At 62.2% G+C, this 25,577-nt stretch carries 20 protein-coding genes; 16 read left to right on the forward strand and 4 right to left on the reverse strand.

From position 1 onward, the window contains the following. The first annotated feature begins 242 nt into the window (after positions 1 to 242). Complete coding sequence (locus tag NKI38_RS01125) at positions 243 to 1,157, forward strand: DUF2865 domain-containing protein (RefSeq protein ID WP_352654075.1); 915 nt, start codon at positions 243 to 245, stop codon at positions 1,155 to 1,157. A 117-nt stretch (positions 1,158 to 1,274) separates the two neighbouring features. Next, positions 1,275 to 1,511, forward strand: a complete 237-nt coding sequence (locus NKI38_RS01130; protein WP_352633406.1) for a hypothetical protein — start codon at positions 1,275 to 1,277, stop codon at positions 1,509 to 1,511. Between the two features lie 44 nt (positions 1,512 to 1,555). Here NKI38_RS01130 and NKI38_RS01135 read toward each other — a convergent pair whose 3' ends face one another. Beyond that, positions 1,556 to 1,906, reverse strand: coding sequence for a hypothetical protein (locus tag NKI38_RS01135; RefSeq protein WP_352654077.1), 351 nt, complete (start codon positions 1,904 to 1,906; stop codon positions 1,556 to 1,558). A gap of 187 nt (positions 1,907 to 2,093) precedes the next feature. Between NKI38_RS01135 and NKI38_RS01140 the strand changes: the two genes are divergently transcribed. The 7 genes from NKI38_RS01140 (at position 2,094) to phoB (ending at position 12,428) form a co-directional block, all read left to right on the forward strand. Continuing rightward, positions 2,094 to 6,662: a PAS domain-containing protein gene (locus tag NKI38_RS01140; protein WP_352654079.1), complete on the forward strand. Its 4,569-nt coding sequence runs from the start codon at positions 2,094 to 2,096 to the stop codon at positions 6,660 to 6,662. A 568-nt stretch (positions 6,663 to 7,230) separates the two neighbouring features. Next, positions 7,231 to 8,286, forward strand: a complete 1,056-nt coding sequence (pstS, locus tag NKI38_RS01145; RefSeq protein ID WP_352654081.1) for a phosphate ABC transporter substrate-binding protein PstS — start codon at positions 7,231 to 7,233, stop codon at positions 8,284 to 8,286. Positions 8,287 to 8,350: 64 nt separating this feature from the next. After that, the gene (pstC, locus tag NKI38_RS01150; RefSeq protein ID WP_352633398.1) at positions 8,351 to 9,334 is read left to right on the forward strand and encodes a phosphate ABC transporter permease subunit PstC; all 984 of its coding nucleotides are present in this window, start codon (positions 8,351 to 8,353) and stop codon (positions 9,332 to 9,334) included. A gap of 3 nt (positions 9,335 to 9,337) precedes the next feature. Next, positions 9,338 to 10,189 carry a phosphate ABC transporter permease PstA gene (pstA, locus tag NKI38_RS01155; RefSeq protein WP_352633396.1) on the forward strand — a complete coding sequence of 284 codons (852 nt, stop codon included), beginning with the start codon at positions 9,338 to 9,340 and terminating at the stop codon, positions 10,187 to 10,189. Next, positions 10,186 to 10,989, forward strand: a complete 804-nt coding sequence (gene pstB / locus NKI38_RS01160) for a phosphate ABC transporter ATP-binding protein PstB (protein WP_126070813.1) — start codon at positions 10,186 to 10,188, stop codon at positions 10,987 to 10,989. The genes pstA and pstB overlap by 4 nt, the downstream gene beginning before the upstream one ends. A 25-nt stretch (positions 10,990 to 11,014) precedes the next feature. Further along, positions 11,015 to 11,722 (forward strand): phosphate signaling complex protein PhoU, encoded by a 708-nt coding sequence (phoU, locus tag NKI38_RS01165; RefSeq protein ID WP_352654083.1) that lies wholly within the window; start codon positions 11,015 to 11,017, stop codon positions 11,720 to 11,722. Between the two features lie 16 nt (positions 11,723 to 11,738). Continuing rightward, positions 11,739 to 12,428 (forward strand): phosphate regulon transcriptional regulator PhoB, encoded by a 690-nt coding sequence (gene phoB, locus NKI38_RS01170; protein ID WP_140509737.1) that lies wholly within the window; start codon positions 11,739 to 11,741, stop codon positions 12,426 to 12,428. Between the two features lie 104 nt (positions 12,429 to 12,532). On the opposite strand, the gene NKI38_RS01175 is transcribed toward phoB, so the two are convergent. Beyond that, the gene (locus tag NKI38_RS01175) at positions 12,533 to 13,270 is read right to left on the reverse strand and encodes an IS3 family transposase (RefSeq protein WP_352654222.1); all 738 of its coding nucleotides are present in this window, start codon (positions 13,268 to 13,270) and stop codon (positions 12,533 to 12,535) included. A gap of 59 nt (positions 13,271 to 13,329) precedes the next feature. Further along, positions 13,330 to 13,680, reverse strand: coding sequence for a transposase (locus tag NKI38_RS01180; protein WP_352654085.1), 351 nt, complete (start codon positions 13,678 to 13,680; stop codon positions 13,330 to 13,332). A 624-nt stretch (positions 13,681 to 14,304) separates the two neighbouring features. Between NKI38_RS01180 and eglC the strand changes: the two genes are divergently transcribed. The 3 genes from eglC to NKI38_RS01195 are packed head-to-tail and all read left to right on the forward strand — an operon-like array spanning position 14,305 to position 18,853. Further along, on the forward strand, positions 14,305 to 15,729 hold the full coding sequence (eglC, locus tag NKI38_RS01185; RefSeq protein ID WP_352654087.1) for an endo-1,3-1,4-beta-glycanase EglC: 1,425 nt from the start codon (positions 14,305 to 14,307) through the stop codon (positions 15,727 to 15,729). A gap of 43 nt (positions 15,730 to 15,772) precedes the next feature. Beyond that, positions 15,773 to 17,530: a type I secretion system permease/ATPase gene (locus NKI38_RS01190; protein ID WP_352654089.1), complete on the forward strand. Its 1,758-nt coding sequence runs from the start codon at positions 15,773 to 15,775 to the stop codon at positions 17,528 to 17,530. A 3-nt stretch (positions 17,531 to 17,533) separates the two neighbouring features. Then, positions 17,534 to 18,853 carry an HlyD family type I secretion periplasmic adaptor subunit gene (locus tag NKI38_RS01195; RefSeq protein WP_502899227.1) on the forward strand — a complete coding sequence of 440 codons (1,320 nt, stop codon included), beginning with the start codon at positions 17,534 to 17,536 and terminating at the stop codon, positions 18,851 to 18,853. A 33-nt stretch (positions 18,854 to 18,886) separates the two neighbouring features. Here NKI38_RS01195 and NKI38_RS01200 read toward each other — a convergent pair whose 3' ends face one another. Beyond that, a complete protein-coding gene (locus NKI38_RS01200; RefSeq protein WP_352654093.1) occupies positions 18,887 to 20,131 on the reverse strand; it encodes an ROK family protein in 1,245 nt (414 codons plus the stop codon). A 269-nt stretch (positions 20,132 to 20,400) separates the two neighbouring features. Between NKI38_RS01200 and xylF the strand changes: the two genes are divergently transcribed. The 4 genes from xylF (at position 20,401) to NKI38_RS01220 (ending at position 25,499) form a co-directional block, all read left to right on the forward strand. Next, entirely contained in the window at positions 20,401 to 21,441 is a 1,041-nt protein-coding gene (gene xylF, locus NKI38_RS01205) for a D-xylose ABC transporter substrate-binding protein (protein WP_352633382.1), read from the forward strand. A gap of 144 nt (positions 21,442 to 21,585) precedes the next feature. Next, entirely contained in the window at positions 21,586 to 22,911 is a 1,326-nt protein-coding gene (locus tag NKI38_RS01210; protein ID WP_352654095.1) for a sugar ABC transporter permease, read from the forward strand. A 13-nt stretch (positions 22,912 to 22,924) separates the two neighbouring features. Continuing rightward, complete coding sequence (locus NKI38_RS01215; RefSeq protein ID WP_352654097.1) at positions 22,925 to 23,725, forward strand: ATP-binding cassette domain-containing protein; 801 nt, start codon at positions 22,925 to 22,927, stop codon at positions 23,723 to 23,725. A gap of 127 nt (positions 23,726 to 23,852) precedes the next feature. Then, positions 23,853 to 25,499 (forward strand): CHASE domain-containing protein, encoded by a 1,647-nt coding sequence (locus NKI38_RS01220; protein ID WP_352654099.1) that lies wholly within the window; start codon positions 23,853 to 23,855, stop codon positions 25,497 to 25,499. Positions 25,500 to 25,577: the final 78 nt, after the last annotated feature.

A 25,577-nucleotide genomic window follows, 5' to 3' on the forward strand; every position in this document is an offset into this window, starting at 1 on the left:
ATTGATCACGGGTTCGTCGCGCTGCGGACCCTCGACGATCGTCGCCGCATTGTCTTGGAGCTCGTCTCAATCTTGAAATAAAAATGTAATATCGAATTTACAGGAGGCGACCTAATACACTAGGTAAAGGTCTCTTCAGGTAGAAAAGCTTGAAAGAATTAGAATTTACTCATTTAGCCGAAGCTTGCCGAAGTCAAGGACTGTAATTCCAGGTTCTCAGCGACAAGGACCAAGTTGTTTCGATGACCCGTTTCTCACCCCTCATGATAATCGCGCTGATATCGATGTCGGCGGTTTTGCTCGGCATGCTTTCGTCGCACGCGGACAGCTGCGGCGCGATCAGAAGCCAGTTGCTTTCGGCCGGCCGCAGCGGCGGGGCAAGCCCGGAGCTTGCCCAGTTGCGCCGGCAGCTTGCCGCCATCCAGAATATCGAGAGACAGCGCCAGTGCATCGCGAAAAGTTCGCTCGGTGGCCTCTTCAACGCTTGCGCCGACCTCGCCAGGAGCCGCACGGATGTGCAGCGCCGGATCGCTGCCGCGGCGAATTCGGGCCAGGACACATCGGGCCTGCAGGCGCGCTTCGTCGCGCTTGGCTGCGCACCTCTGGCAAAGCAACGGCCGGCGCGCGCCGCACCCAGCACCCAATCGGCCGGGGCCGCGCTCGGCGGCAATGCGATGCTGTTTTGCGTGCGCCTGTCGGATGGCTATTTCTTCCCGGCGCCAAAGTCGCAATTCGCCGCCGGCGGCGATCTGAAGGAGACGGCCGATCAGTGCCGTTACATCTGCGATGATCCCGGTGTCGACCTCTACACGTTGAGCGACGCCAGCCTCGAAACCGACCAGATGACCGCGCTCGATACGCGCAAGCCCTACACCGAGTTGCCGGCGGCCTTCAGATACCGCGATGACGCGAATTTCAAGGCATGCGACGTCAAGCGCTATTACCAGCGGGTCACCGAACTGCGAGCCAGGACGGTGACGCCCGCCAACATGAGCAACGCCATCATTCCGCTGCCGACGGCAAAACCGGATCTTGGCACCGTTGCGGCCGTTCCCAGGACCGATGCCGAAGCTCCGGGCGCCGCCCAGCAGCAGTCGATCGAGGCCGGCACGCGATCGGTGCGCGTGGTCGGCCCGGCCTTCTTCCCGGCCGACTGACCGCCAGCCTTCCGACTTGGCGGATGGCCGTAGCGAGCCTTGTTTCGATCCGGCTGAGCACGGAGGAACAGAGAGGCGCTCACGGCGTTGTGATCGACATCAGCCAGGAGAAACGCCATGGCCACGTTCAGGGAAATGCGGGTGCTGGAGATCGTCGAAGATGGCTCCCTGACCACCGAACAGAAAATCGCTGAACTGCGCGAGATCGAATCCGAGGCGCGCGGGCTGCAGCGGGCAGCCTCGGAGAGTCCGATGGACGACGATGACGGCTGGCAGGACGATTTGCGTCAGGTTCGTCTTGCACTCGACAAGCTCGGTGCGAAACAGCCGAAAAAGGGCGCAGCCTCGCTGTGAAGGCAAGCCGCGCCATTTGCTGATCGTGCTTGTTTGAGCGCGATCTAGTCGCAGACCATGCGAGCCCTCTTGCCGGGTTCGCTGACGTTCTTGCATACCAGCGGTTTCGCCGGCGAGGACAGGGAGGCTGACGCGGGCAGCTTCGTCTGGTGCCGTCTGGGCGCGGCATGCGTCATGACCCTGCGCTCGGAAAATCGCCTCGGCTGTGGCGCCACCGGAAAGGCGCTGTTCTCGACCTGGGATGGCCCGTAGTCGACATTCGGAGGCGGCCGGTCCCAGAAACGCCGGACATCGAGCGGCCTCGGGATGACGACGGTGCCGTCATAACTGCGCGAGCAGCCGCTGCCGAAAAGCAGCGCCAGCCCCATGAAAAAAGGCACAATCCGTCCGAACATCCGCAAATACCCCTTGGAGCTAATATAGCGGCTTCGGTCCCGCCGACAACCGGCGGAATAACGCAGGCCGTGTCGGCCGATTTATCCAACCGGCCGTTAAGGTTAGCGGATCGTTAATGCTTCTCGGGCACATTCCGCCGGCGAACCGAGAGGAGGGTTCGGCCTTGGTTTTCGGGGTGGGGACGGCATGGCGGAAGCGGACGATGCAATTGGCGCGCGCGGCAAGCGCGGGCCTCGCAAATCGACGGCGCATGGCGACGATGCATCATCGTCCGCCACAGGTATGGATTCGACCGATGCGCTTCGCCAACTTGTCGAAGCCGGTTCGGACTGGGTCTGGGAGACCGACGCCGAACTGCGATTCTCCTGGCTTTCGCAAAACTACCAGGCAGCCACCGGCATCGATCCGGCAAACGTGCTTGGCCGGTTCCGCTTCGACTTCCTCAACCAGGTCCTGAACGGCGACCGCAGCGGTGCCGCGCATCTGGAGGATCTGCAGGCGCACCGGCCGTTTCGCGACTTCGTTTATGAACTGAAAGGTGGCAGCGCCGACTGCCGCTGGGTTTTGACGTCAGGCTTTCCAAGGTTCGACGGCGAGGGACGGTTTGCCGGCTATCGCGGCATCGGCCGCAACGTCACCGCACTGGCAGGCGCCTTCCAGACCCCGGGGCGGGAACCGTCGGCGGGCGGCGAGAGCGACCAGCATCTGGTCGATCTCGAGCGGACGATGGACGCCATGCACATGGGCGTCGTGCTTCTCGATGCCAGGCTCGACACGCTGATCATCAACAAGGCCTATCGCGACCTTTCCAGGATTCCGGATGGCACTGTCACCGTCGGCGCTCCGTTCAGCCTGTTGATGGAACTCAACCGCCGCAACGGCATCTATGGCGACATCGACGAAGGGCAATGGCAGCGCTACCTCGCCATCCGCATCGAGGAGATTCGCGCCGGTTCCGTCGCGCCACGCGAGTTTCTCCACGCCAACGGCAGGACGATGATGTTCTCGGTGACAGCGCTGTCCGGGGGCAAGCGGCTGTTGACCTACTATGAGGTCATCGAAATCAAGAATCGCGATGCCGAGATCGAGAGCGCCAACGCCAAGATCGCCGAGACCTTCGCCAATCTCCACACCATGGTCGATCAGATGCCGATCGGCGTCCTCGTCCTCGATGCCGATATGCGCGCCGAAGTCGTCAACCGTGCCTTCTACGATTTCTGGCAGATCGACGCTCGCCGCGCCGGGATCGGCTGCGGCTTCCGCGATCTGATGGACGCCAGCCGCGACATCGACCCGTTTGGTTCCGACGACGCGACATGGCGGCGCCATATCGCCGAGCGCGAGGCGGAAATCAGGGCCGGCACCGCCGGATCGCGGCAGTTCCCACGCAATGACGGCCGCACGCTGATATCGTCGATGGCGCCGCTGGCCGGCGGCAAGCGTCTGATCTCCTATGTCGACGTCACCGACATGAAGGACCGCGAGGCCGAACTTGCCGACGCGCTGGAGAAAGCGCGACTGGCGGAAGCGGTGATCAACGCCGTCAAGGATCCGATCTTCGTCAAGGACGATCATCTGCGCTTCGTCTTCGTCAACGAGGCGTTCGCCGCTTTGTTTGGTCAGACGCCGCAAGCCATGCTCGGCAAACCCGGCGGCGATTTCCTCTCGCCGAACGCCGTCGCGCTTTTCGAGCAGAGCGAACGGGACGTGCTTGCCAGCGGGCGCCCGTACGAAGTGGAAGAAAATTTCGAGGCCGATGGCGCCAGCCGTTCGCGCATCGTCAGAAAAAGCCGCGTCGGCATGGCCAGCGGCCGCAACTACGTTGCCGGTTTCCTGTTTGACATTTCCGACATGAAGCGCCGCGAGACCGAGGCCGAAGATGCGCGTCAGCATCTCGCCAGCGTGCTGGAATCCTTGCCGGCCGCCGTGATCATCTACGATCGCGACGACAGGTTCGTTTTCGCCAACCGCAAGATCCAGGATACGCTGCCGGCCCTGAAGCCGGCATGGCAGCCCGGTCGCACATTGCGCGAGGCGCTCGTCCTCGGCCATGCGAACGGCTATTTCCGCAGCAGCGGCGACCCGCAAGTCGACAAGCTCTACGACGACGATCCCGACCGCTGGCTGGATGCGATCCTCGCCCGCTACCGCTTGCCCAGTTCCTCGTTCGAGCGCCACAATCCCGACGGCCGCTGGTATCAGGTCTACGACATGCGGACCGGCGATGGCACCTTCATCGGCGTGCGGGTCGACATCTCCGAGATCAAGAGCCGCGAGGCGGCGTTGCGCGACTCGATGCGCCAGATCGATCTGTTCCGGCACGTGCTGGACGAGCTGCCGGTCGCCGCCTTCATCAAGGCGCAGGACCTGAGCATCGAGTTCGTCAACAAGGCCTGGTGCGCGATCACCGGTTTCGCCAAGGAGGAGGTCATCGGCCGCACCGACCGCCAGCTGTTCGGAGTGCAGGACGCCGATGGCTACAGCCATGACGACACGCAAGTCGCCGTGACCGGCGCCTTCAAGGAGGTCGAGGAACCCGTCACCCATCGCGACGGCACGGTTCGGCAATTGATGACGCGAAAGAGTCGCCTGGTGGCGCTGGACGGATCGGTGCATCTGGTCGGGTCCAGCACCGACATCACCGAGGTCAAGGCACGCGAGCGCGCGCTGGAAGAGAGCATGCGCGAGAACGAGGTGTTCCGCAGCCTGATCGACAACGTGCCAGTGTCGATCTACGCCAAGCGCTCCGACCTCAGGCAGTTCTACGTCAACAAGGGCTGGAGCGATCTCACCGGCTTCGGCAGGGATGAGGCGATCGGCAAGACCGACATCGAGATCTTCGGGCCGGACGGCGAAGCCTTCGTCAATGGCGACCTCGCCGTGCTGCGCACCGGCGAAACCCAGGAGGTCGAGGAGACGGTGACGCTTGCCGACGGCAGCGTCAGGCATCAATTCGCCCGCAAGGGCGCGATGATCGCGTCCGACGGTTCGCTCTACCTGATCGGCTCGACTACCGACATCACCGAGCTGAAGATGCGCGAGGCCGAACTGCGCGAGGCGCGCCAGCGCGCCATACTCGCCGACCGCGCCAAGTCGGAATTCCTCGCCAATATGAGCCACGAGATCCGAACGCCGATGAACGGCGTGCTCGGCATGGCCGAACTCTTGGCCAAATCGGACCTCGACCCCAAGCAGAAGACGTTTACCGACATCATCGTCAAATCGGGCAACGCGCTGCTCACCATCATCAACGATATCCTGGACTTCTCCAAGATCGACGCCGGTCAGCTGGTGCTCGATCCGGCGCCCTTCAATCTCGCCGAAGCGATCGAGGACGTGGCGACGCTGGTGTCGACACGCGCCAAGGAGAAAGATCTCGAACTCATCGTGCGCGTCGAGCCTCGTCTCGAGAGCCTGTTCGTCGGCGATGTCGGCCGCATCAGGCAGATCGTCACCAACCTGCTCGGCAACGCGGTGAAATTCACCGATGAAGGCCATGTGCTGGTCGACGTCACCGGCGAGAGGGTTCCGACCGGAACGAAACTCACGATCTCGGTCACCGACACCGGCATAGGTATCCCAGAGGAAAAACTGAAACTCGTGTTCGAGAAGTTCAGCCAGGTCGACACCTCGTCGACGCGGCGGCACGAGGGAACCGGCCTCGGCCTCGCTATCACCTCGCGGCTCGTCGAGCTGATGGGTGGCGACATCGGTGTCGAGAGCGCCGAAGGCAAGGGCTCGACCTTCTGGTTCACGGTAACGCTGCCGAGGGCCGGGGAGCAAAACGGGCAGCGCATCATGCCGATCGACGTGACCGGCGCGCGTGTACTGATCGTCGACGACAACACCGTCAACAGGGCCATCCTGACCGAGCAGATGACATCGTGGACGTTCGATTCCTGCGCGGCAGAGAGCGGCGCCGAGGGCCTCAAGGTGCTGGTCGCCGCCGCCGCTTATGGCGTGCCGGTCGATTGCGTCGTGCTCGACTACCAGATGCCTGAGATGAGCGGCGCCGAAATGGCGCGTATCGTGCGCAACACCGCAGGCCTTGCCGGCACGCCGATCATCATGCTGACCTCGGTCGACCAGTCGCTCGCCAACACCAGCTATCGCGATCTCGGCATCGATGCCCAGCTGATCAAGCCGGCGCGCTCATCGGTGCTGCTGGAAACGCTGGTCGCCACCATCCAGCGGCATCGCCACACCACGACCGGCAGCGACGTCCCGCCGCTCGCCGGCACCGTCCCTCCAGGCAATGTGGCGCGGCCACAGCCGTCGGCGCCGGCGGAGCAGCGGGCGCTGCTGCAGCCGCCTTCGGTACGCCCCCGGCTACCCGCGACGGGTGGTGGCGAGTTCAGGCTGGATATCCTGGTTGCCGAGGACAATGAGGTGAACCAGATGGTGTTCACCCAGATTCTCGGCGAGACCGGTTATGGTTTCGAGATCGTCGGCAATGGCCGCAAGGCGCTCGATGCTTTCGGCCGGCTCAATCCGTGCATGATCCTGATGGATGTCTCGATGCCGGAGATGAACGGGTTGGAGGCGACCGCCGCGATTCGCCGGCTGGAGGAAGAGACCGGCACGCATGTGCCGATCGTCGGCGTCACCGCGCATGCGCTGAAGGGCGATCGCGAACGCTGCCTGGAGGCCGGCATGGACGACTATCTGCCCAAGCCGATCAGCCCCAGAGCCCTGCTCGAGAAAGTCGAGCGCTGGGTCGGCGCCAGCCGCCAGGCTCAGCGCAACGCCGGCTAAAGGCCGGCGTCGCACACCCCCAAACCGCGTTGCGCATGTTGTGCTCCCAAAGCCGGAGCCCTTCTGGGCGACATGCATTTGCCCATTCGGCGAAGATTCGCGGCTACCGCCAACGCCAAGACTATGGCGCGATCGCGCCATATCAAAGGCGGCACGCAGCCGAGAGAATGACCACATTCGAATTCCGCTCTTTCCAGTTACGGGCGGGAGCAGCGACCGCCGGCATGAGACAGCGTCAACCTACCCCAACGGACCTGTTTTCGGCGATGGCCCGGCCACGACACCGTGGCCGAGAGCAACGCGCTCCCGTCCGGCTTTTCTTTATAAAATCCTGTTGAAACCCAAATCGCCGGCCACCTACGGCCTAAATGTAGCAAGTCCCTGATTCCGGGGGCAAAGCCGCGTTCCATCGGGAGCGCCGGCCAGGCGGCATTTTGCTCGTCCCGGACACGCGTTACCGGGGTGACATCAAACTGTCATGCGACTGTAATAATCGAAGGCTATTGGCCTCAGCGGGCGCCGAGAGGAATGGCGCCGAGAGACCATCTTCCGAACAGGAGCAGGCCACATGAGACATTTCATCCGCTCAGCGGCCGTTGCGATTGCAATGGCTACGGCGTCCACTTTCACCCTTTCCGCGGCAATGGCAGCTGATCTTTCCGGCGCCGGCTCGACCTTCATCTATCCAGTGTTCGCCAAGTGGGCCGACACCTACAAGAAAGACACCGGCGTCGGCCTCAACTACCAGTCGATCGGTTCGGGCGGCGGCATCAAGCAGGTCATCGCCAAGACCGTGACCTTCGGCGCCACCGACAAGCCGATGTCCGATGCCGACCTGGAAAAGAACGGCCTCATCCAGTTCCCGATGGTGATGGGCGGCATCGTGCCGATCGTCAACCTCACCGGCGTCAAGCCGGGCGAACTGGTTCTTGACGGCGCGACCTTGGCCCAGATCTACCTCGGCGCCATCACTAGCTGGGATGATGCGGCGATCAAGGCCTTGAACCCGACCCTCACCCTGCCGTCCACCGCGATCGCCGTCGTGCATCGCTCGGACGGCTCGGGCACGACCTTCAACTTCACCGACTACCTGGTCAAGCTGTCGCCCGACTGGAAGGACAAGGTCGGTTCGGACACGGCGGTCGAATGGCCGACCGGCGTCGGTGCCAAGGGCAGCGAAGGCGTTGCCAACACCGTCAAGCAGACCGACGGCGGCATCGGCTATGTCGAGTATGCCTATGCCAAGCAGAACAGCCTGTCCTACTCCAAGCTGGTGAATGCCGCAGGCAAGGTCGTCGAGCCGTCGCTCGAATCCTTCGGCGCCGCTGCTTCGAATGCCGATTTCAAGGGCGCGAAGAACTTCAACGTCATCATCACCAATGAGCCCGGCGACACCACCTGGCCAATCGCTGCCTCGACCTGGGTGCTGATCCACAAGGTTCCCGACGATGCTGCAGCCACCGGCGAAGCGCTGAAGTTCTTTGCCTGGGCCTACAAGGACGGCAAGGAAACCGCCAAGGCGCTCGACTATGTGTCGATCCCCGACAGCGTCGTCGACCTGATCAAGACCTCCTGGAAGGCCGATATCCAGGCCGACGGCAAGCCCGTCTACGCCGGCGAGTAACTTCCTTTGAAGGAGCGCCGCGCCGCGGCGCTCCTTTTCCTCAACTCAAAGAGCCGAGCTTCACATGAGCGCTGTCCAGGAAGCCTTGCCAGCCATTCGAGGTTCGCGCGACGCGATTGTCAGACGATTCGCGCTGACTGACGCGATCTTCCACGGAATGACCCGGGCTGCCGCCATATTGGTGCTGGTCCTGCTTGGCGGCGTTGCGATCTCGCTTTTTGCCGGTTCCTGGCAAGCCCTGTCGACCTTCGGCTTCTCCTTCCTGACCAGCGAAAGCTGGAACCCGGTGACAGAGAAGTTCGGCGCGCTGGCGCCGATCTACGGCACCATCATCACCTCCGCCATCGCCATCCTGATTGCCGTGCCGCTCGGCATCGGCATCGCCATCTTTCTGACCGAACTTTGCCCACGCCCGCTGCGGCGGCCGATCGGCATGGCGGTGGAGCTGCTCGCCGGCATCCCCTCGATCATCTACGGCATCTGGGGCCTGTTCGTGCTGGCGCCGTTCCTGCAGACGACGGTGCAGCCCTTTATCATCGGCGTTTTCCACGGCATTCCCGGCCTCAGCAGCCTGTTTGCCGGTCCGCCCTACGGCATTGGCCTGCTGACCTCGTCGCTGATCCTTGCCATCATGGTGCTGCCCTTCATCACCTCGATCACCAAGGACGTCTTCGACACGGTGCCGCCGGTGCTGAAGGAATCGGCCTACGGCATCGGCTGCACAACCTGGGAAGTGACCCGCCGCGTGGTCATTCCCTACACCAGGATCGGCATCATGGGCGGCGTCATGCTCGGACTTGGCCGCGCGCTCGGCGAGACCATGGCGGTGACCTTCGTCATCGGCAACGCGCACCGCATCTCGACGTCGCTGTTCGCGCCGGCAACGACGATCTCCGCGACCATCGCCAATGAGTTCACCGAAGCCGTCGGCGACCTCTATACCTCTTCGCTGGTGGCGCTCGGCCTGATCCTGTTCGTCATCACCTTCCTGATCCTTGCCATCGCCCGCTACATGCTGATGCGCATCGATGCCCGCACCGGAGCCTGACCGATGTCGACAGCCACATCGCTTCACCAGAGCCGCAAGAGGAAGAATGCCGTGATGATGACGCTGTGCGTCACCGCGGCGGGCATCGGACTTGCCTGGCTGGCACTCATCCTCGGCGCGCTGGTCTACAAGGGCGCCGCCGGCCTGTCCCTTGACGTCTTCACGCAGATGACGCCGCCGCCCGGCGACGCCGGCGGCCTGCTCAACGCCATCTATGGCAGCGTGGTGATGACGATCATCGCCGTCATCGTCGGCACGCCGATCGGCGTGCTGGCCGGCACCTACATGGCCGAATATGGCCGCTTTTCCAAGCTGACCACCGTGGTGCGCTTCATCAACGACATCCTGTTGTCGGCGCCGTCGATCATCATCGGCCTGTTCGTCTACGAACTGATGGTGCGGCCGATGGGGCATTTCTCGGCAATCGCCGGTGCTGTCGCGCTCGCCATCCTCGTCATTCCGGTCGTCGTGCGTACCACCGAAGACATGCTCAACCTGGTGCCGAACGCCTTGCGCGAAGCCGGCACCGCGATCGGCGCGCCGCGCTGGGTGGTCATCAAGTCGGTCGCCTACCGCGCCGCGCTTTCCGGTATCGTCACCGGTATATTGCTGTCGATCGCCCGTATCTCCGGCGAGACGGCGCCACTGCTCTTCACGGCGCTCAACAACCAGTTCTGGTCGAGCAATCTCAACGCGCCGATGGCCAGCCTGCCTGTCACCATCTTCCAGTTCGCTCTCAGCCCTTACGAGGAATGGCAGCAACTGGCCTGGACCGGCGCACTCATCATCACATTGACGGTTCTCGCGCTCAGCATCGTTGCTCGCAGCCTGACCGGACGCAGAGAGGACAAATGAGCCAGATGTTGTCTCCAGACATGACGATTGCCGCCGAGGCCACCGCCAAGGCCAAGATCGAGGTCAAGAACCTCAACTTCTACTACGGCCAGTCGAAGGCGCTGAAGGACATCACGCTGTCCTTGCCGGAGCGCAGCGTCACCGCCTTCATCGGGCCTTCGGGCTGCGGGAAGTCGACGCTGCTGCGCGTCTTCAACCGCATCTACGAGCTCTATCCCAAGCAGACCGCCGAAGGTCAGGTGCTGCTCGACGGCCAGAACGTCCTCGACCGCTCGCAGGATCTCAACCTTTTGCGGACCAAGATCGGCATGGTGTTCCAGAAACCGACACCATTTCCGATGTCGATCTATGAAAACATCGCTTTCGGCGTCAGGCTCTATGAGAAGCTCAGCAAGTCCGAGATGGACGGTCGCGTCGAGCAGGCGCTGAAGCGGGCAGCACTCTGGACCGAGGTCAAGGACAAGCTCAACGCCAGCGGCCTCAGCCTCTCCGGCGGCCAGCAGCAGCGGCTCTGCATCGCCCGTACCGTGGCGGTGAAGCCGGAAGTCATCCTGCTCGACGAGCCGGCCTCGGCGCTCGATCCGCTGTCGACCGCCAAGATCGAGGAGCTGATCGACGAGTTGCAAGCCGACTACACGATCGTCATCGTCACCCACAACATGCAGCAGGCGGCGCGCGTGTCGAAGCAGACGGCCTTCATGTATCTGGGCGAGCTGGTCGAGTTCGACCGCACCGAGAAGATCTTCACGTCGCCCCGCGAGAAGCGCACGCAGGATTATATCACCGGCCGGTTCGGCTGAGTTCAGGCATACGAGGGACAGGATCATGAGCGAACACACAGTCGCTTCTTTCGACGAGGATCTCGGTCAGATCAGCAAGCTCATCAGCGACATGGGCGATCTCGCCAGCTCGATGGTCGGCGGTGCGACCAAGGCGCTTTTGAATTCCGACAACGCGCTGGCACAGCGTGTCGTCTCCGACGACGCCATCATGGATGCGCGTCAGCGCGAGCTCGACGATCGCGCCATCACGTTGATCGCCAAGCGGCAGCCGATGGCCGACGATCTGCGCCATGTCGTCGGCTCGATCCGCATGGCCGGCGATCTCGAACGCATCGGCGACCTTGCCAAAAACATCGCCAAGCGCGTCGGTACTGTCGGCCTCAGCGTCACGCCGCGCGACCTTTCGCACTCGATCGATGGAATGGCGCAACTGGTGTTGATCCAGGTGCAGGGCGTCATCGAGGAATATGCGGCCCGCGACGCCGAGGCGTTGGCAAAACTACGCGCCGACGACGAGCGCATCGATGTCAAGTACACGTCGGTGTTCCGCGAACTGCTGACCTACATGATGGAAGATCCCCGCAACATCACGGCGTGCACGCATCTGTTGTTCTGTGCCAAGAACCTCGAGCGCATCGGCGACCACGTGACCAACATCGCCGAAAATGCCTATTATGTTTTGACCGGTACGCAGCTGCCCGCCAATCGTCCGAAGCAGGACGAGACGGCAATGTCCGCGCCGGCGGCATGACAGGAGTGACCGGCCGATGATCGCGCCACGCATCATGGTGGTGGAGGATGAGGAGCCGCTAGGCGTGCTGCTCCGCTATAATCTGGAGTCCGAAGGTTACCAGGTCGAGGTGGTGACGCGCGGCGACGAGGCCGAGATCCGGCTGCAGGAGAACGTTCCCGACCTTCTGGTGCTCGACTGGATGGTGCCGGCGGTTTCCGGCATCGAACTCTGCCGGCGCCTGCGAATGCGCTCCGAGACCGAGCGGCTGCCGATCATCATGCTGACCGCGCGCGGCGAGGAGAGCGACCGTGTGCGCGGCCTCTCGACCGGCGCCGACGATTATCTGGTCAAGCCGTTCTCGACACCGGAGTTCATGGCCAGGGTCAAGGCGCTGTTGCGCCGCGCCAAGCCGGAAGTGCTGTCCAGCGTGCTCAAGGTCGGCGACATCGTGCTCGATCGTGAATCGCACCGGGTCTATCGCAAGAAGAGCGAGATCCGGCTCGGACCGACCGAATTCCGCCTGCTCGAATTCATGATGCGCCATCCCGGCCGCGTGTTCTCGCGCAGCCAGCTGCTCGACAATGTCTGGGGCGAGACGATCTACATCGACGAGCGCACGGTCGACGTGCATGTCGGCCGGTTGCGCAAGGCGGTCAACAATGGCCGCATGCCGGACGTGATCCGCACCATTCGCGGGGCGGGCTACGCGATCAGGGAAGACTAAAGCGCGTCGCGGTTGAACGGATTTAGGCGACGCGCTTTAGGTGTTTGTTTTTTATGCATGTCGTTTTCCCAAAACTGGAGTGCGCCCCTAGGGGTGGACACTGATCAGGCTGCGGTTTTGCCCGTCTGCCGGATGTGTTGATCCTCGAACTGTTGCGGGCTGAGATATCCCAGCGCCGAATGGAGCCTGCGTTTGTTGTAGACCTGGTCGATGAAGTGGGGAAGGTGTTCGGCAACGTCCTCGAAGGTTTCAAGCGCCATCGGATAAACCGCCTCGAGCTTCAGGGTCTTCATGAAGCTCTCCGCTTTGGCATTGTCATAAGGATTGCCCTTGCGGCCCATTGAGCCGGCCAGACCATGGCCGGCGAGAAGCTGCCGGTAAGTCTCGGCGGCATATTGGGAGCCGCGATCGGAATGATGAACGCAGCCTAGCGGTGGCTTTCTGCGCTCGATTGCGGCGCGCAAGGCGGCGCCCGTCAGGCGGGCATCGATCGCGCGGCTGATAGCGTAGCCGACGATCATGCGCGACCAGACATCGAGAATGATGGCGACGTAGACGAAGCGGATCGGTAGCGCGACATAGGTGATGTCGCCGACCCAGAGTTGGTTCGGACCGGTCGGAACGATGTCCTTTGCCAGATTGGGGAAGATCGGACTGTTGTGATTGCTGTCGGTCGTAGCGACGAACCGGCGTCTGACCTTCGGTTGCAGGCCGTGGTCGCGCATCAGGCGGCGGATCTTCTTGTGGTTCACCACAAAGCCTTGCTGACGCAGCGCCGCGCCCACGCGGCGATAGCCATAAAACTCGAATTCGTCGCAGATCGAGACCATCGTCTCGACGATAGCGGTATCATCGGCCGGTCATTCCGGGCGGTCATAAAAGCTGGAACGCGCCAGATCCATCAGCCGGCAGCCTTTGGCGACACTGAGACCACGGGGCCGGTGATGACGGACGTAATCCCGCTTTTCGGCCGCGGAGCGCTTTTCAGAGCCCCCTTTAGAAACTCCAGTTCCAGAGCCTGCTTGCCGACAAGTCGCTCAAGCGCGGCAATCCGCGCCTCATATTCCGTGATCAGAGTGGCCGAAGCCGTATCTTCATCGAAGCCGCCTGCCTCATACTTGCCAATCCAGACACGGATCGGAGTACGGGTGATATCGTGCCGTTTCGCCAAACTGTGCAGCGTCTCGCCCGACAGATATTCCTGCACGACCTGACGCTTGAACGTGATGCTGTAACTACGATGTCTTGCCACGGTTCTCTCTCCGAAAACCCGACAGCCATGGTCAATTCCTCAGGACGATCTGTCCACCCCTAGGGGCGCACTCCAAACCGAGGTCACTTTTGGGCGACATGCATTAGGTGCCTGTTCCGTCCCGATAGATCGTGACCGGGAAAACTCGATTAGCAGGCGGTCGCCAACGGCCGCGAAGGCTGGAATGTTGCATTCGTCTCATCGATGGGGAGCGAGCACGTGACGCCAGGAGCGGTCATCCCCATCAGTTTTCGAATGACCGCATTCGGGCCAAAGCGACAGGCAGTTTCTGGCGTTCTCCGATTTCCCAAACTCTGCTATCTTGCCCGCAGACTCCGGCCAACAAGCCACGCACCTCAAGAATTAATTTGAGTTAATTTATATATACGTTCTTTAAAGGACGTGTATTTTTCACAAATACACAATTTTACTAAATTTACTTCGACCTGCAGCGGGTTCCATCCTCTTTATTCATTGTGTGTGCTCCAAATATTCAATACGATCTCGGATCGAATGACGATTCCGTGGAACGATCTCGTTCTTTGCAACGTTGCTTTGAAAGCGGTCGCCGGACCTTGCGCCGAATGATTTGACCAGGTCGGACACCATGAGGAAGGATTTCTGATGAGCACGGTCTTAAACGCCAAAGGCATCCCTCTTCCCTACACCGGCGCTTCCACTCATTGGTTCTCGGCCACCGGGTCCGGGCCGGAACTGCATGGCACCTCCGGCAACGACTCCTTCTGGGGAGACGCCGGCGTCAATGTCACGATCTACGGTGGCGCCGGCGACGACTACTATCACCTCTATTCCACCAACAATAAGGTGGTTGAAGATCCCGGGGCAGGGATCGACACGATCGACACATGGATGAGCTACAAGCTCCCCGACAATTTCGAGAACCTCGTCGTTACCGGCGCCAATCGATATGCGTTCGGAAATGCGTTGGACAACATCATCAAGGGCGGATCGGGTCATCAGACGCTGGATGGCGGCAAGGGAAATGATGTCCTGATCGGCGGTGACGGCGCCGATACTTTCGCCATCTCTAAAGGAAATGGAAGTGATCTTATCTTCGATTTCGGTGCGACCGATGCGGTCCGCCTTAACGGGTATGACTTCACTTCGTTCGATGCCGTCCGTTCGCAGATGGTCCAGGTGGAATCGAACGTGATGCTGAACCTCGGATCCGACGAGATCCTGGTGTTCAAGAATACGACCATCGACAAGTTGCAGCCCACCCAGTTCGAACTTCCGATCGACAAGTCCGGCATGACTTTGTCCTTCTCCGACGATTTCAACACGCTGAGCCTTCGGGACGGGCAGGACGGCACCTGGAATTCCAATTTCTGGTGGGGAGCGCCGAACGGCAGCACGTTGAGCAGCAATGGCGAGTTGCAGTGGTATATCGACGCCAATTATGGCCCGACCAGTTCCGTCCACCCGTTCAGCGTTGAAAACGGCGTCCTCACCATCACCGCCGCGCAGGCGCCGGAGGACATCAAGCCTCTGATCAACAACTACGAATACACCTCGGGGATACTGACGACCCACGACACCTTCGCGCAAACCTACGGCTATTTCGAAATGCGGGCGGACCTGCCTGAAACGGCCGGAGCCTGGCCGGCCTTCTGGCTGCTTCCTGAAGACGGCTCGTGGCCGCCGGAGCTGGACGTTGTCGAAACGCGCGGCCAGGACCTGAACACGCTCTACATGACGGCGCATACCAATGAGACGGGAGCGCACACGAAGGTTTCGTCCACGGTGAACGTTGCGGACACCGGCGGTTTCCACACCTATGGCCTGCTCTGGACGAAGGATGAGCTCGTCTGGACCTACGATGGTGTAAAGGTCGCTCAAGCGGCGACGCCCGCCGACATGCACGATCCCATGTATATGCTGGCCGATCTCGCGGTGGGCGGCATTGCTGGCCAGCCTCCTGACCATCTGGCTACGCCGGCGGAGATGAAGATCGACTACATCCGCGCCTATACGCTGGACGACCTGCAGCACCACCCCTTGGACATCGCCGGCGACCATTCGGTCTAAGCGACGCCCTCATGTTGGGCCATAAGCTGTTAGGAGCGCGGGAATGATTGCACAGTCTGGTCTGCGGGCAGTCTTGAGGCGCGCCATCGCCGATGTCGGTGTTTTCTCGTTCCTCATCAACATCCTGCTATTGGTGATCCCCCTCTATCTCTTGCAGGTCTACGACCGCGTCCTGCCTTCCTCCAGCGTCGAGACGCTTCTTTACCTCTCTGCTATCGCGGTTCTCGCACTCGCCTTTCTCGGCCTCCTCGATGCGGTCCGCTCCGTTTACACGCAGCGCGTTGCAGCCACTGTCGATAACAGACTGGGCGCGAGGACATTCGCCGTCTCGCTTGAGGCTAAGTACGCCGGCGGAGCAGCCCTGTCTCCACTACGCGACCTTGCCTCGGTATGCGCCTTCATCAGGTCACGCGGCGCGGCGGTCTTGTTCGACCTGCCGTTTGCTCCGTTCTTCCTCGCCCTGCTGTACCTCATCCATCCTTTGCTGTTCTGGCTTACGCTGGCGGGATCTGCGCTGTTGCTTGCGCTGGTCGTGGCAAATCAGTTTGCCACCGGCAGGAATGACGCCTTGTCGGCGGAACGCTCGGCTGTTGCCAGCCTGTCGGAGCAGGCCTTCGCCCGGAATGCGGAGACGCTGCGTGCCATGGGCATGGTCCAAAACGCCGCGCGAGTGTGGGGAAGGCACGTGGCGGAGGCGCTAGTCCTTCATGACCGTTCGTCGATGGCCAACGCGATTTTCAGTGGAACGTCGCGAGCCGTACGCATGATGCTTCAGCTGGCGATACTCGGTGTCGGAGCATGGCTCGTGCTGCAAGGGAAGATGACGGCCGGCATGATCTTCGCGTCTTCCCTGGTGTCGTCCCGCGCGCTGCAGCCGCTCGACCAACTGATCGGGTCATGGCGGCAGATCGTCGACGCCAGACGATCGTGGAAGCGGTTAGACAAGGCGCTTTCCGCCCAGCCGGCACAAGCGCAAAAACTGACCTTGCCGGATCCGTCCGGCGAAATTGTCGTGCAGGGCCTGATCTTTGTCGCGCCGAATGCCACGCCCGGCGCCGAACCTATCATCAAGAGACTGAACTTCCACATCGGCGCCGGCGAAGCGGTTGCGATAATAGGTCCGAGCGGAGCCGGCAAGTCCACCCTGGCGAGATTGATTGTCGGTGCGATCCAGGCGACCAGCGGCTGCGTCAGGATCAACGGCTCCGATCTCAGAACCTGGGACGAGAAGCAGCTTGGCGGGCATATCGGATATCTCGCTCAGGAGGTGGAGCTCTTTCCCGGATCGATCGCGGAAAATGTCGCCCGCTTTGAACCCGATGCGAATGACGCCTCGATCGTCGAGGCAGCAAAGAATGCCCGGGCGCATGAGCTGATATTGGAGCAGCGAGACGGCTATCAGACCAGAATAGGTCCGTCGGACAGAGCACTGTCGGGCGGCGAACGCCAAAGGATCGGACTGGCGCGCGCTTTTTACGGCAATCCGCGTGTTCTCGTTCTGGATGAGCCCAGTACCCATCTCGACGGCAGCGGCGAAGCCGCGCTCGAAGAAGTGCTTGCCGCCGCGAAAGCGGCGGGCATTACGACAATCGCAATAACGCACCGCCCTTCGATCGCCGCGGCCTGCGACCGCGTGATGCTTCTGCGCGCTGGAGTGATCGAAACCTTCGGTCCAAGCGGCGACGTGATGCGGCAGCCGATCGCCGGCATCGGCCTTCCCCCACAGCGCAACACGGCGGTGACAGGGTCTTTTGCCACGACGATCCGCAGCACCCCTCATAGCGTCCGCTTTGGATCGTAGAAGATGACAGCGCAGAGCCTCGCCTGGGAAGGCACAGCACGCACCGACATCCGGCGGGTGGCATTCGCCGGATACGCGGCAATAGCGATATTGGTGGGTTGCTTTGGCTATTGGGCGGTCAGTGCACCGTTGTCCGGCGCGGTTATCACGCAAGGCACCATCTCGGCGACAGGCGGAAACATCCTCATCCAGCATCCTGAGGGCGGCATCATCCAAGAGTTGCTGGTCCATGAAGGTGATCGCGTGCAGCAGGCCCAGGATTTGATCCTGCTGGATAGAACAGCCGCGCAAGCCGAACTCAACCGGCTGACGAGACAGTCGATCGCGTTGAAGGCCAGCGCGTCGCGGCTGGAGGCGGAACGCGACGGGTTGGATCAGCTTGCCCCAATCACAGAGGCTGCGCCAGCACCGTTCCAGGACGATTTCGAGGCTCTGGTTCGAGAACAGCAGAAGGAATTCAACGCCAGGCTCGCCCGGTTTCGATCGGAACAATCGATCCTCGCGCAGCGAGTTGCCATGCATCGCCAGTCTGTTGTCGGGTTGCAGGCCCAGAAGCAGGCCATTCAGCAACAGGCCGAAGTCGTGAAGAAAGAACTCGGCATCAAGACCAATCTGTTGGACAAGGGCCTCACCAATCGCACTGAATATTCGCAGCTTTTGCGTAGCGAGGCCGATCTCGTCGGGCAGGGAGGGGCGCTGGAGGCAAATCTTGCGTCGGCCAACACCCAGATCGTCGAAGCCCGGGAGCAGATCGAGCGCCTGACCACGCAACGCGTGGAGGAAGCCCTGACGAAGCTCGATGAGGTACGTTCTTCGCTGGCTGACATTGACGAACAGATGCGGGCATCCGAGGCAGTGCTGCGGCGGACGACGATCAAGGCGCCGGCGGCGGGCATCGTGGTATCGTCCACCTACAATTCCAAGGGCAGCGTGATTGCCCCCGGCGAGAAGATCATGGAGATTCTGCCTACGGCATCGGGCTTGGTCGTCGATGCACGGTTGCCGCCGAAAGACATCGACCGGGTTCGTGTCGGCCAGCCTGCAAAACTGCGACTATCAGCGTTGAACATGCGGCTCACCCCTGAGATTTCAGCCATCGTGACACAGGTTTCCGCAGACCGGCTCGTCGATCAGGCTACGCATGAACCCTATTTCCGCGCCAAGCTGAAGATTGCCGCCAACCTGCCGCCCGACGTGAAAGCGGAGCAGCTTTACCCTGGAATGCCGGTCGAAGCGTTCATCAGCACTGGCGACCGGACTTTCTTCGAGTATCTCGCACGACCGATGCTTGATTCCTTCGCTCGCGCTTTCACGGAGCGGTAGATATTGCGGACCGCGCAATTTTGACCCTGGTCCTCACGCAACGCTCTTGCCGGCGCTCCCTCTCGCCTGCGCGCCGGGCGCGAAAATTTCCTGGTCGACGAAGGTCAGCGCGCGCATGGCGCAGCCTTCGCGGATCAGCGGCAGTTCGTTCGGTTCGGTGTCGAAGGAAATCGACTTTGAATGCTGGCCGCCGGCGGTCTGGGCAATCGCCTTGCGCAAAGCTGGCTCGATCAGGTCGAAGGCGGCCGCGCTGGCGCCAACCATGGCGACGGGGGCCGGATCGATCAGGGCGAACAGGCTGCCGAGACCGTAGCCGAGCGCTTCGCCCGCCTTGCGATAGGCCTCGCGCTCGGGCCCATCCCGTTCGCGGGCTGCGGTCGCCAGGGCGCGCATGTCGGCGTCGCTGACATCGGCGACGGGTTCCGCGTCCTCACCCAATTGCCTTGCATTGCGCCAGATGGCGTAGTTGCCGGCATAGGCCTCGACGCAGCCGCGCCGTCCGCAGCGGCAGAGCGCGCCGTTCGGCTGGTGGATCATGTGACCGAACTCGCCGCCCGAGGAGTGGGTGCCGGTGAACAGCTCGCCCTTCAACACCAGGCCCATGCCGATGCCGTGCGACAAGAGGATGGCGATGAAATCGTCGCGGTAGCGATCGGGATCGCGCCAGCGCAGCGCTATCGCCATCATGTTGCAGTCGTTCTCCACGGTGGCGGGGATGGCGAACTCATCTTCGAGTATGTCGGCGAAGGCGATGTCGGTGTGCGGCGTGATCGGCGACCACAGCATGGCGCGGGCACGGGTGTCGGTAATGCCCTGGATTGCCAGCGCGATGCGGGCGATGCTGCGCACGTCAAGGTCGGGGTCTTCGAGGCGGCGCCGCACGATGGCGACGCATTCGCCGATCAGCGCGTCGCGCGACATGGTCAGCGTGTCCAGCCGCCGCTGTTCCTCGGCGACCACCTGGCCGGCATAGTCGATGACGGCGACGGAGAGAAAATTCAGCGACAGCACCACGGTCATCACCGCCGCCGCTTCCGGATTGAGGCTGAGGCCGACCTGCGGCCGGCCGCGTTTGAGCGAGCCGGCCTCGCTTGGCTTGCTTTCGGTCAAGATGCCCTCACCGATCAGGTCGGAGGAGATCGCCGATATGGTCGAATGGCTGAGGCCCGTGGTCGCGGCGATCTCGGTTCGTGACGGCTGTCCGGCGCGGCGTACGGCCGCGATCACCATCGCCCGGTTGCGGCGGCGCAAATCGTCGTGGCGGATTCCGACCGACATGTTTCTTCAAGTCCTCCCGGTCGCCGCGGTTCTCCGTGCCCTCGAACGCTGTCGGCAACGCAGCCAAATACTGGCAGAAGCCGCCCAATCTGTCATTTATTTATTCCGGAGCCCGAAAAAAATTCCCGAGCACATCAAAATCCATCAAGATCGATGTTGACAGCGTTCCGGTGTTGGATCAGTATTTTTTCGAGGCTCGAAAAAATAGAGCCTCTGTGCCGGCCTTCGGGTCAGTTTGGTCGCGCCATACGCGGCGCAGGGAGGATAATATGAAAAGATTCACAGCCGCCATCCTGGCGGGTGTCGCCATGTCGCTGACGCTCGCGTCGGTCGCGCAGGCGAAGGACAAGGTCATCGGCGTTTCGTGGTCCAACTTCCAGGAAGAGCGCTGGAAGACCGACGAAGCCGCCATGAAGACGGCGATCGAGGCAGCCGGCGACAAGTACATTTCCGCCGACGCGCAGTCCAATCCCGGCAAGCAGCTCACCGATGTCGAAAGCCTGATCTCGCAGGGTGCCAATTCGCTGATCATCCTGGCGCAGGATGCCTCGGCTATCGGCCCGGCGGTGCAGAAGGCGCTGGACGAAGGCATTCCGGTCGTCGGCTATGACCGGCTGATCGAGAACAAGGACGTCTTCTACCTGACCTTCGACAACAAGGAAGTCGGCCGCATGCAGGCCCGCGAAGTGTTCAAGGTCAAGCCGGAAGGCAACTATGTCTTCATCAAGGGCTCGGGTGCCGATCCGAATGCCGACTTCCTGTTCGCGGGCTCGATGGAAGTGCTCAAGGAAGCCATCGACAGCGGCAAGATCAAGAATGTCGGCGAGGCCTATACGGACGGCTGGCTGCCCGCCAACGCCCAGAAGAACATGGAACAGTTCCTCACCGCCAACGACAACAAGGTCGATGCCGTGGTCGCGGCCAATGACGGCACCGCCGGGGGCGTCGTCGCGGCGCTGACGGCACAGGGCCTTGCCGGCACCGTGCCGGTCTCGGGTCAGGACGGCGACCACGCCGCGCTGAACCGCATCGCGCTCGGCACGCAGACCGTGTCGGTGTGGAAGGACGCGCGCGAGCTCGGCAAGAACGCCGCCGAGATCGCCTCGCAGCTGGCCGATGGAAAGAAGACGGCCGACATTGCCGGCGCCAAGGACTTCACGACGCCGGGCGGCAATACCGTCAAGTCGCTGTTCTTGACCCCGGTTGCCATCACCAAGGACAACCTCAACGTCGTCATCGACGCCGGCTGGATCAAGAAGGACGAAGTCTGCGCGGGCGTTGCCGCCGGCACCGTTGCGGCCTGCAACTAAGAGCCGGTCTCTTCCTGCATTCTCAACGCCGCGGCCCAAAGCCGCGGCGTTTTCTCAAAAAGATTTGTGTTTCCGCATCGCGCGGATAGCTTCTAGGCTGGGTTCCGGTATCCACGTCGGACGGCCAGCCGGTGGGAGGAAATCATGACCGACACGACGTCCAACCCCGCGAATACGCCCGCAGACCAGGCGCGTGCGTCCGAACTGAGCGCTGTCGGACGCTTCCTCAAGGCAACCGAACTCGATACGCGCATGCTTGGCATGGTCGGTGCGTTGCTGGTCATCTGGGTCGGCATTCACATCCTGTCGGGCGGACTTTTCCTGACGCCGCGCAATCTCTGGAACCTGTCGGTGCAGACCTCCTCGGTCGCGATCATGGCGACCGGCATGGTGCTGGTCATCGTCATGCGCAACATCGACCTTTCGGTTGGTTCCGTCGAAGGCGTGATCGGCATGATCATGGGCGTGGCGCAAGCCGAATTCCTCATTCGCGTCATCGGCTTCCAGCTTGGAAATCCCTGGCTCTGGATCATCGCGCTGGCCGCCGGCGTGGTGCTCGGTCTTGTGATCGGCGCCTTCCAGGGCTTCATTATCGCGTATCTCGAAGTTCCTGCCTTCATCGTGACGCTGGGCGGTCTGTTGGTCTGGCGCGGCATGGCATGGCTGATCACCAACGGGCGCACGGTCGCGCCGCTTGATGCAACGTTCCAACTGATGGGCGGAGGACCGCGGGGCTCGATCGGCGCCACCGCCAGCTGGATCATCGGCATCGTCGCTTGCGTGGCTGTCGCCTTCGCGCTGCTCAACGGCCGGTCGCAGCGCAAACGGTTCAACTTTCCACTGCGCCCCGTCTGGGCGGAAACCTTTCTCGGTGTAGTCACCTGCGCTGCCATCCTTGGGGCCGTCTGGATCGCCAATTCCTATCCGTGGCCAATCGGCATCGTGCGCCAGTATGCGCAGCAGAACGGCATCACCCTTCCCGAAGGCGGACTGTTCATCGCCCATGGCATCGCCATACCGGTGCTGATGGCGGTCGCGGTCGGCATCGTCATGACCTTCATCACCAAGCGCACCCGTTTCGGCCGCTATGTCTTTGCCATCGGCGGCAATCCGGAGGCCGCCAATCTCGCCGGCATCAACACGCGCTGGGTGACCATGAAGGTGTTCATGATCATGGGCGTGCTGGCCGCGATCAGCGCGGCGATCTCGTCGGCCCGTCTCAACGCATCGACCAATGCGCTGGGCACGTTGGACGAGTTGCTGGTGATCGCCGCCGCCGTCATCGGCGGCACCTCGCTTGCCGGCGGCTCCGGAACGGTGCTGGGCGCCATGCTCGGCGCGCTGCTGATGCAGTCGCTGCAGTCCGGCATGGTGCTGCTTGGCATCGACTCGCCGCTGCAGAGCATCGTCGTCGGCGCAGTGCTGGTCATCGCCGTCTGGCTCGACACCGTCTATCGCAAGCGCGTCTAGGGAGGACAAGATCATGGCAGACAAGACCGCTCCCGTCGGCACCGCGCTCATCGATATGCGCAACATCTCGATCGCGTTCGGCGGCATCCGCGCCGTCGACGACGCCTCGATCGATCTTTTCCCCGGCGAGGTCGTGGCGCTGCTCGGCCACAATGGCGCCGGCAAGTCGACATTGATCAAGATCCTGTCCGGCGCCTACAAGCGCGATGCGGGCCAGATCTTCGTCAACGGCGAGGAGGCATCGATCTCCAACCCGCGCGATGCCAAGAAATACGGCATCGAGACGATCTACCAGACGCTGGCGTTGGCCGACAATGTCGACGCCGCCGCCAATCTGTTCCTCGGCCGCGAACTGATGACCGCCTGGGGCACGCTCGACGACGTTGCCATGGAGGCGGAGGCGCGCAAGGTGATGGGCCGGCTCAATCCGCGCTTCCAGCGCTTCAAGGAGCCGGTGATCAAGCTGTCGGGCGGCCAGCGGCAGTCGGTGGCGATCGCGCGCGCGATCCTATTCAACGCGCGCATCCTGATCATGGACGAGCCGACGGCGGCGCTTGGCCCGCAGGAAACGGCGCAGGTCGGCGAGCTGGTCAAGCAGCTCAAGTCCGACGGCATCGGCATCTTCCTGATCAGCCACGACATCCACGATGTGTTCGAACTTGCCGACCGGGTTTGCGTCATGAAGAACGGCCAGGTCGTCGGCACCGCCCGCACCACCGACGTCACCCAGGACGAGGTGCTCGGCATGATCATTCTGGGCAAATGCCCGCCCGGCGCGATCCCTGGACCAGGCGCGCTGAAGATCGCCGCTTGAGGTCAGACCCGGGCGCGGGTTGCCGGACGCGTGATGTGCCAGCCGTCACGATGGCTTGGCCTTGCCATTGTATTGGCACGGCGACTTGCCCATAAAGGCCCGACATGCCCAGGGATCGCATCATCCGTTGAAGAAGCTTTTTCCAATCGTCGCGTTCATCGCCGTTGCGCTGATCAGCATGACGATGGCGGGGTTTGCCTATTTCGCGACGCAGGAGGCCGCCCGCATCAAGTTCGAAGCGACGGCCGACGACGCGCTCAACCGGATCGAGAGCCGCATCGACCTGCATCTGTCGCTGCTGCGCTCGACGCAGGCCCTGTTCGATGCCCGCAACGGCGATATTTCCGGCAGCGAGTTCAACGCGTTCTTCAAAGCGCTCGATGTCGACAAAAATTTTGCAGGCTTGCGCGGCATCGGCTATCTCAAGCTGGCGAAGGCTGGAGACGAGGCAGCGATCGAACGCGATATGCTGCGCGACCATGGCGTCAGCCATCCAATCTATCCTGATACCACGCAGCCATGGCGCACCCCCGTCGTGCTGTTCGAGCCGCAGGACCCTTCAAACCAGGCCAGCCTCGGCTACGACATGTTCAGTGAACCGGTGCGGCGCGCGGCGATCGAAAAGGCGATGTCGGACGACCAGCAGCACGCCAGCGGGCTGGTGCAGCTGGGCCACGACACCGGCGCCGCGCAGACGTTCACCGGTTTCCTCGTCTTCGTGCGGCTCAATGTCGAAACCGCACCCGATGCCATCAATGCGCCCAGATCCTCCACAGCCGGTTTTCTCTATGCGGCCTTTCGAGCTCGCGACCTGTTCCAGACCGCGCTCAGCCGGTCCCCGCTGCTGCCGGTCAACACGGAAATCTACGACGGCGACGGCGCCGTGAACGGCGACAATCTGCTGTTCCGGTCGGAGACGCCACCGGCTTCGACCTTGGGGGACAGGCTGCTGGTCACCCGCAAGATCATTGTGGCCGGGCGGCCATGGACTGTGCTGTTCCGGCCGACGAGCGCCTTCTCGCAGCCGTCGTCGCGCGCCATTCCGGTGATGCTGGGGCTGTTCGGCCTGCTGTTGGCGGGCGCCATCGCGCTGGTGGCGCGTTATCAGGAGCGGGCCTATGAGGCGGCGGCGCGTTTGCACGAGACGACGGAAAAGAGCCTGCTCGAAAAAGACCTGATGCTGCAGGAGATGAAGCATCGCATCAAGAATTCGATCACCAGGGTGCTGGCGATCGCGCGCCAGACGGCGTCGCGGGCCACCGACGTCAATGAGTTTTCCGCATCCTTCTCGGCCCGGCTCCAGGCGATGGCGGCGTCCCAGGACATGCTGACGCGTTCGCGCTGGCAGAAGGCCGATCTTGGCGATCTCTTGCGCATCGAGCTTGGCCAGGTGTTCGGCAAGGAGCTGCCCGAAGAGCTGTTGTCAGGGCCGCAGGTGCTGCTCGACGAAACCACGACGCAAGCGCTCGGCCTGACTTTTCACGAACTGGCGACGAATGCACTGAAATACGGCGAAGCCGGCAATTCGGCCAATTCGCTCAAGGGGGACTGGGCGCTGAAAGTGGACTGGTCGCTCGAAGGGCGCGGGCGTGACAGGACGCTTGCTCTCAATTGGCGCGAAACCGGGCACAAGAAACTCGAAGCGCCTGTCAAGACCGGATTCGGCACCAGGCTGATAGACCTCAACGTCACGCGCGAATTGCGCGGCACGATCAAGCGCGATTATCAGGCCAATGGCCTGAACGTGGAAATCAAAATCCCCCTGGCGAACTGAGCGCGATCGTCAGGCGCAGAATCAACCATCCAAACAACGAAAAACCGGAGGCCGGCTAACCGGTCTCCGGATCAACGT

Origin of the sequence: Mesorhizobium sp. M0621 (assembly GCF_040320745.1) — a bacterium.
GTDB lineage: Bacteria > Pseudomonadota > Alphaproteobacteria > Rhizobiales > Rhizobiaceae > Mesorhizobium.

Bases quoted from the DNA above. Each gene is read 5' to 3' on its own strand.
- NKI38_RS01125 (WP_352654075.1), top strand. From the start codon at position 243: ATGACCCGTTTCTCACCCCTCATGATAATCGCGCTGATATCGATGTCG.
- NKI38_RS01130 (WP_352633406.1), top strand. From the start codon at position 1,275: ATGGCCACGTTCAGGGAAATGCGGGTGCTGGAGATCGTCGAAGATGGC.
- NKI38_RS01135 (WP_352654077.1), bottom strand. From the start codon at position 1,906: ATGTTCGGACGGATTGTGCCTTTTTTCATGGGGCTGGCGCTGCTTTTC.
- NKI38_RS01140 (WP_352654079.1), top strand. From the start codon at position 2,094: ATGGCGGAAGCGGACGATGCAATTGGCGCGCGCGGCAAGCGCGGGCCT.
- pstS (WP_352654081.1), top strand. From the start codon at position 7,231: ATGAGACATTTCATCCGCTCAGCGGCCGTTGCGATTGCAATGGCTACG.
- pstC (WP_352633398.1), top strand. From the start codon at position 8,351: ATGAGCGCTGTCCAGGAAGCCTTGCCAGCCATTCGAGGTTCGCGCGAC.
- pstA (WP_352633396.1), top strand. From the start codon at position 9,338: ATGTCGACAGCCACATCGCTTCACCAGAGCCGCAAGAGGAAGAATGCC.
- pstB (WP_126070813.1), top strand. From the start codon at position 10,186: ATGAGCCAGATGTTGTCTCCAGACATGACGATTGCCGCCGAGGCCACC.
- phoU (WP_352654083.1), top strand. From the start codon at position 11,015: ATGAGCGAACACACAGTCGCTTCTTTCGACGAGGATCTCGGTCAGATC.
- phoB (WP_140509737.1), top strand. From the start codon at position 11,739: ATGATCGCGCCACGCATCATGGTGGTGGAGGATGAGGAGCCGCTAGGC.
- eglC (WP_352654087.1), top strand. From the start codon at position 14,305: ATGAGCACGGTCTTAAACGCCAAAGGCATCCCTCTTCCCTACACCGGC.
- NKI38_RS01190 (WP_352654089.1), top strand. From the start codon at position 15,773: ATGATTGCACAGTCTGGTCTGCGGGCAGTCTTGAGGCGCGCCATCGCC.
- NKI38_RS01195 (WP_502899227.1), top strand. From the start codon at position 17,534: ATGACAGCGCAGAGCCTCGCCTGGGAAGGCACAGCACGCACCGACATC.
- NKI38_RS01200 (WP_352654093.1), bottom strand. From the start codon at position 20,131: ATGTCGGTCGGAATCCGCCACGACGATTTGCGCCGCCGCAACCGGGCG.
- xylF (WP_352633382.1), top strand. From the start codon at position 20,401: ATGAAAAGATTCACAGCCGCCATCCTGGCGGGTGTCGCCATGTCGCTG.
- NKI38_RS01210 (WP_352654095.1), top strand. From the start codon at position 21,586: ATGACCGACACGACGTCCAACCCCGCGAATACGCCCGCAGACCAGGCG.
- NKI38_RS01215 (WP_352654097.1), top strand. From the start codon at position 22,925: ATGGCAGACAAGACCGCTCCCGTCGGCACCGCGCTCATCGATATGCGC.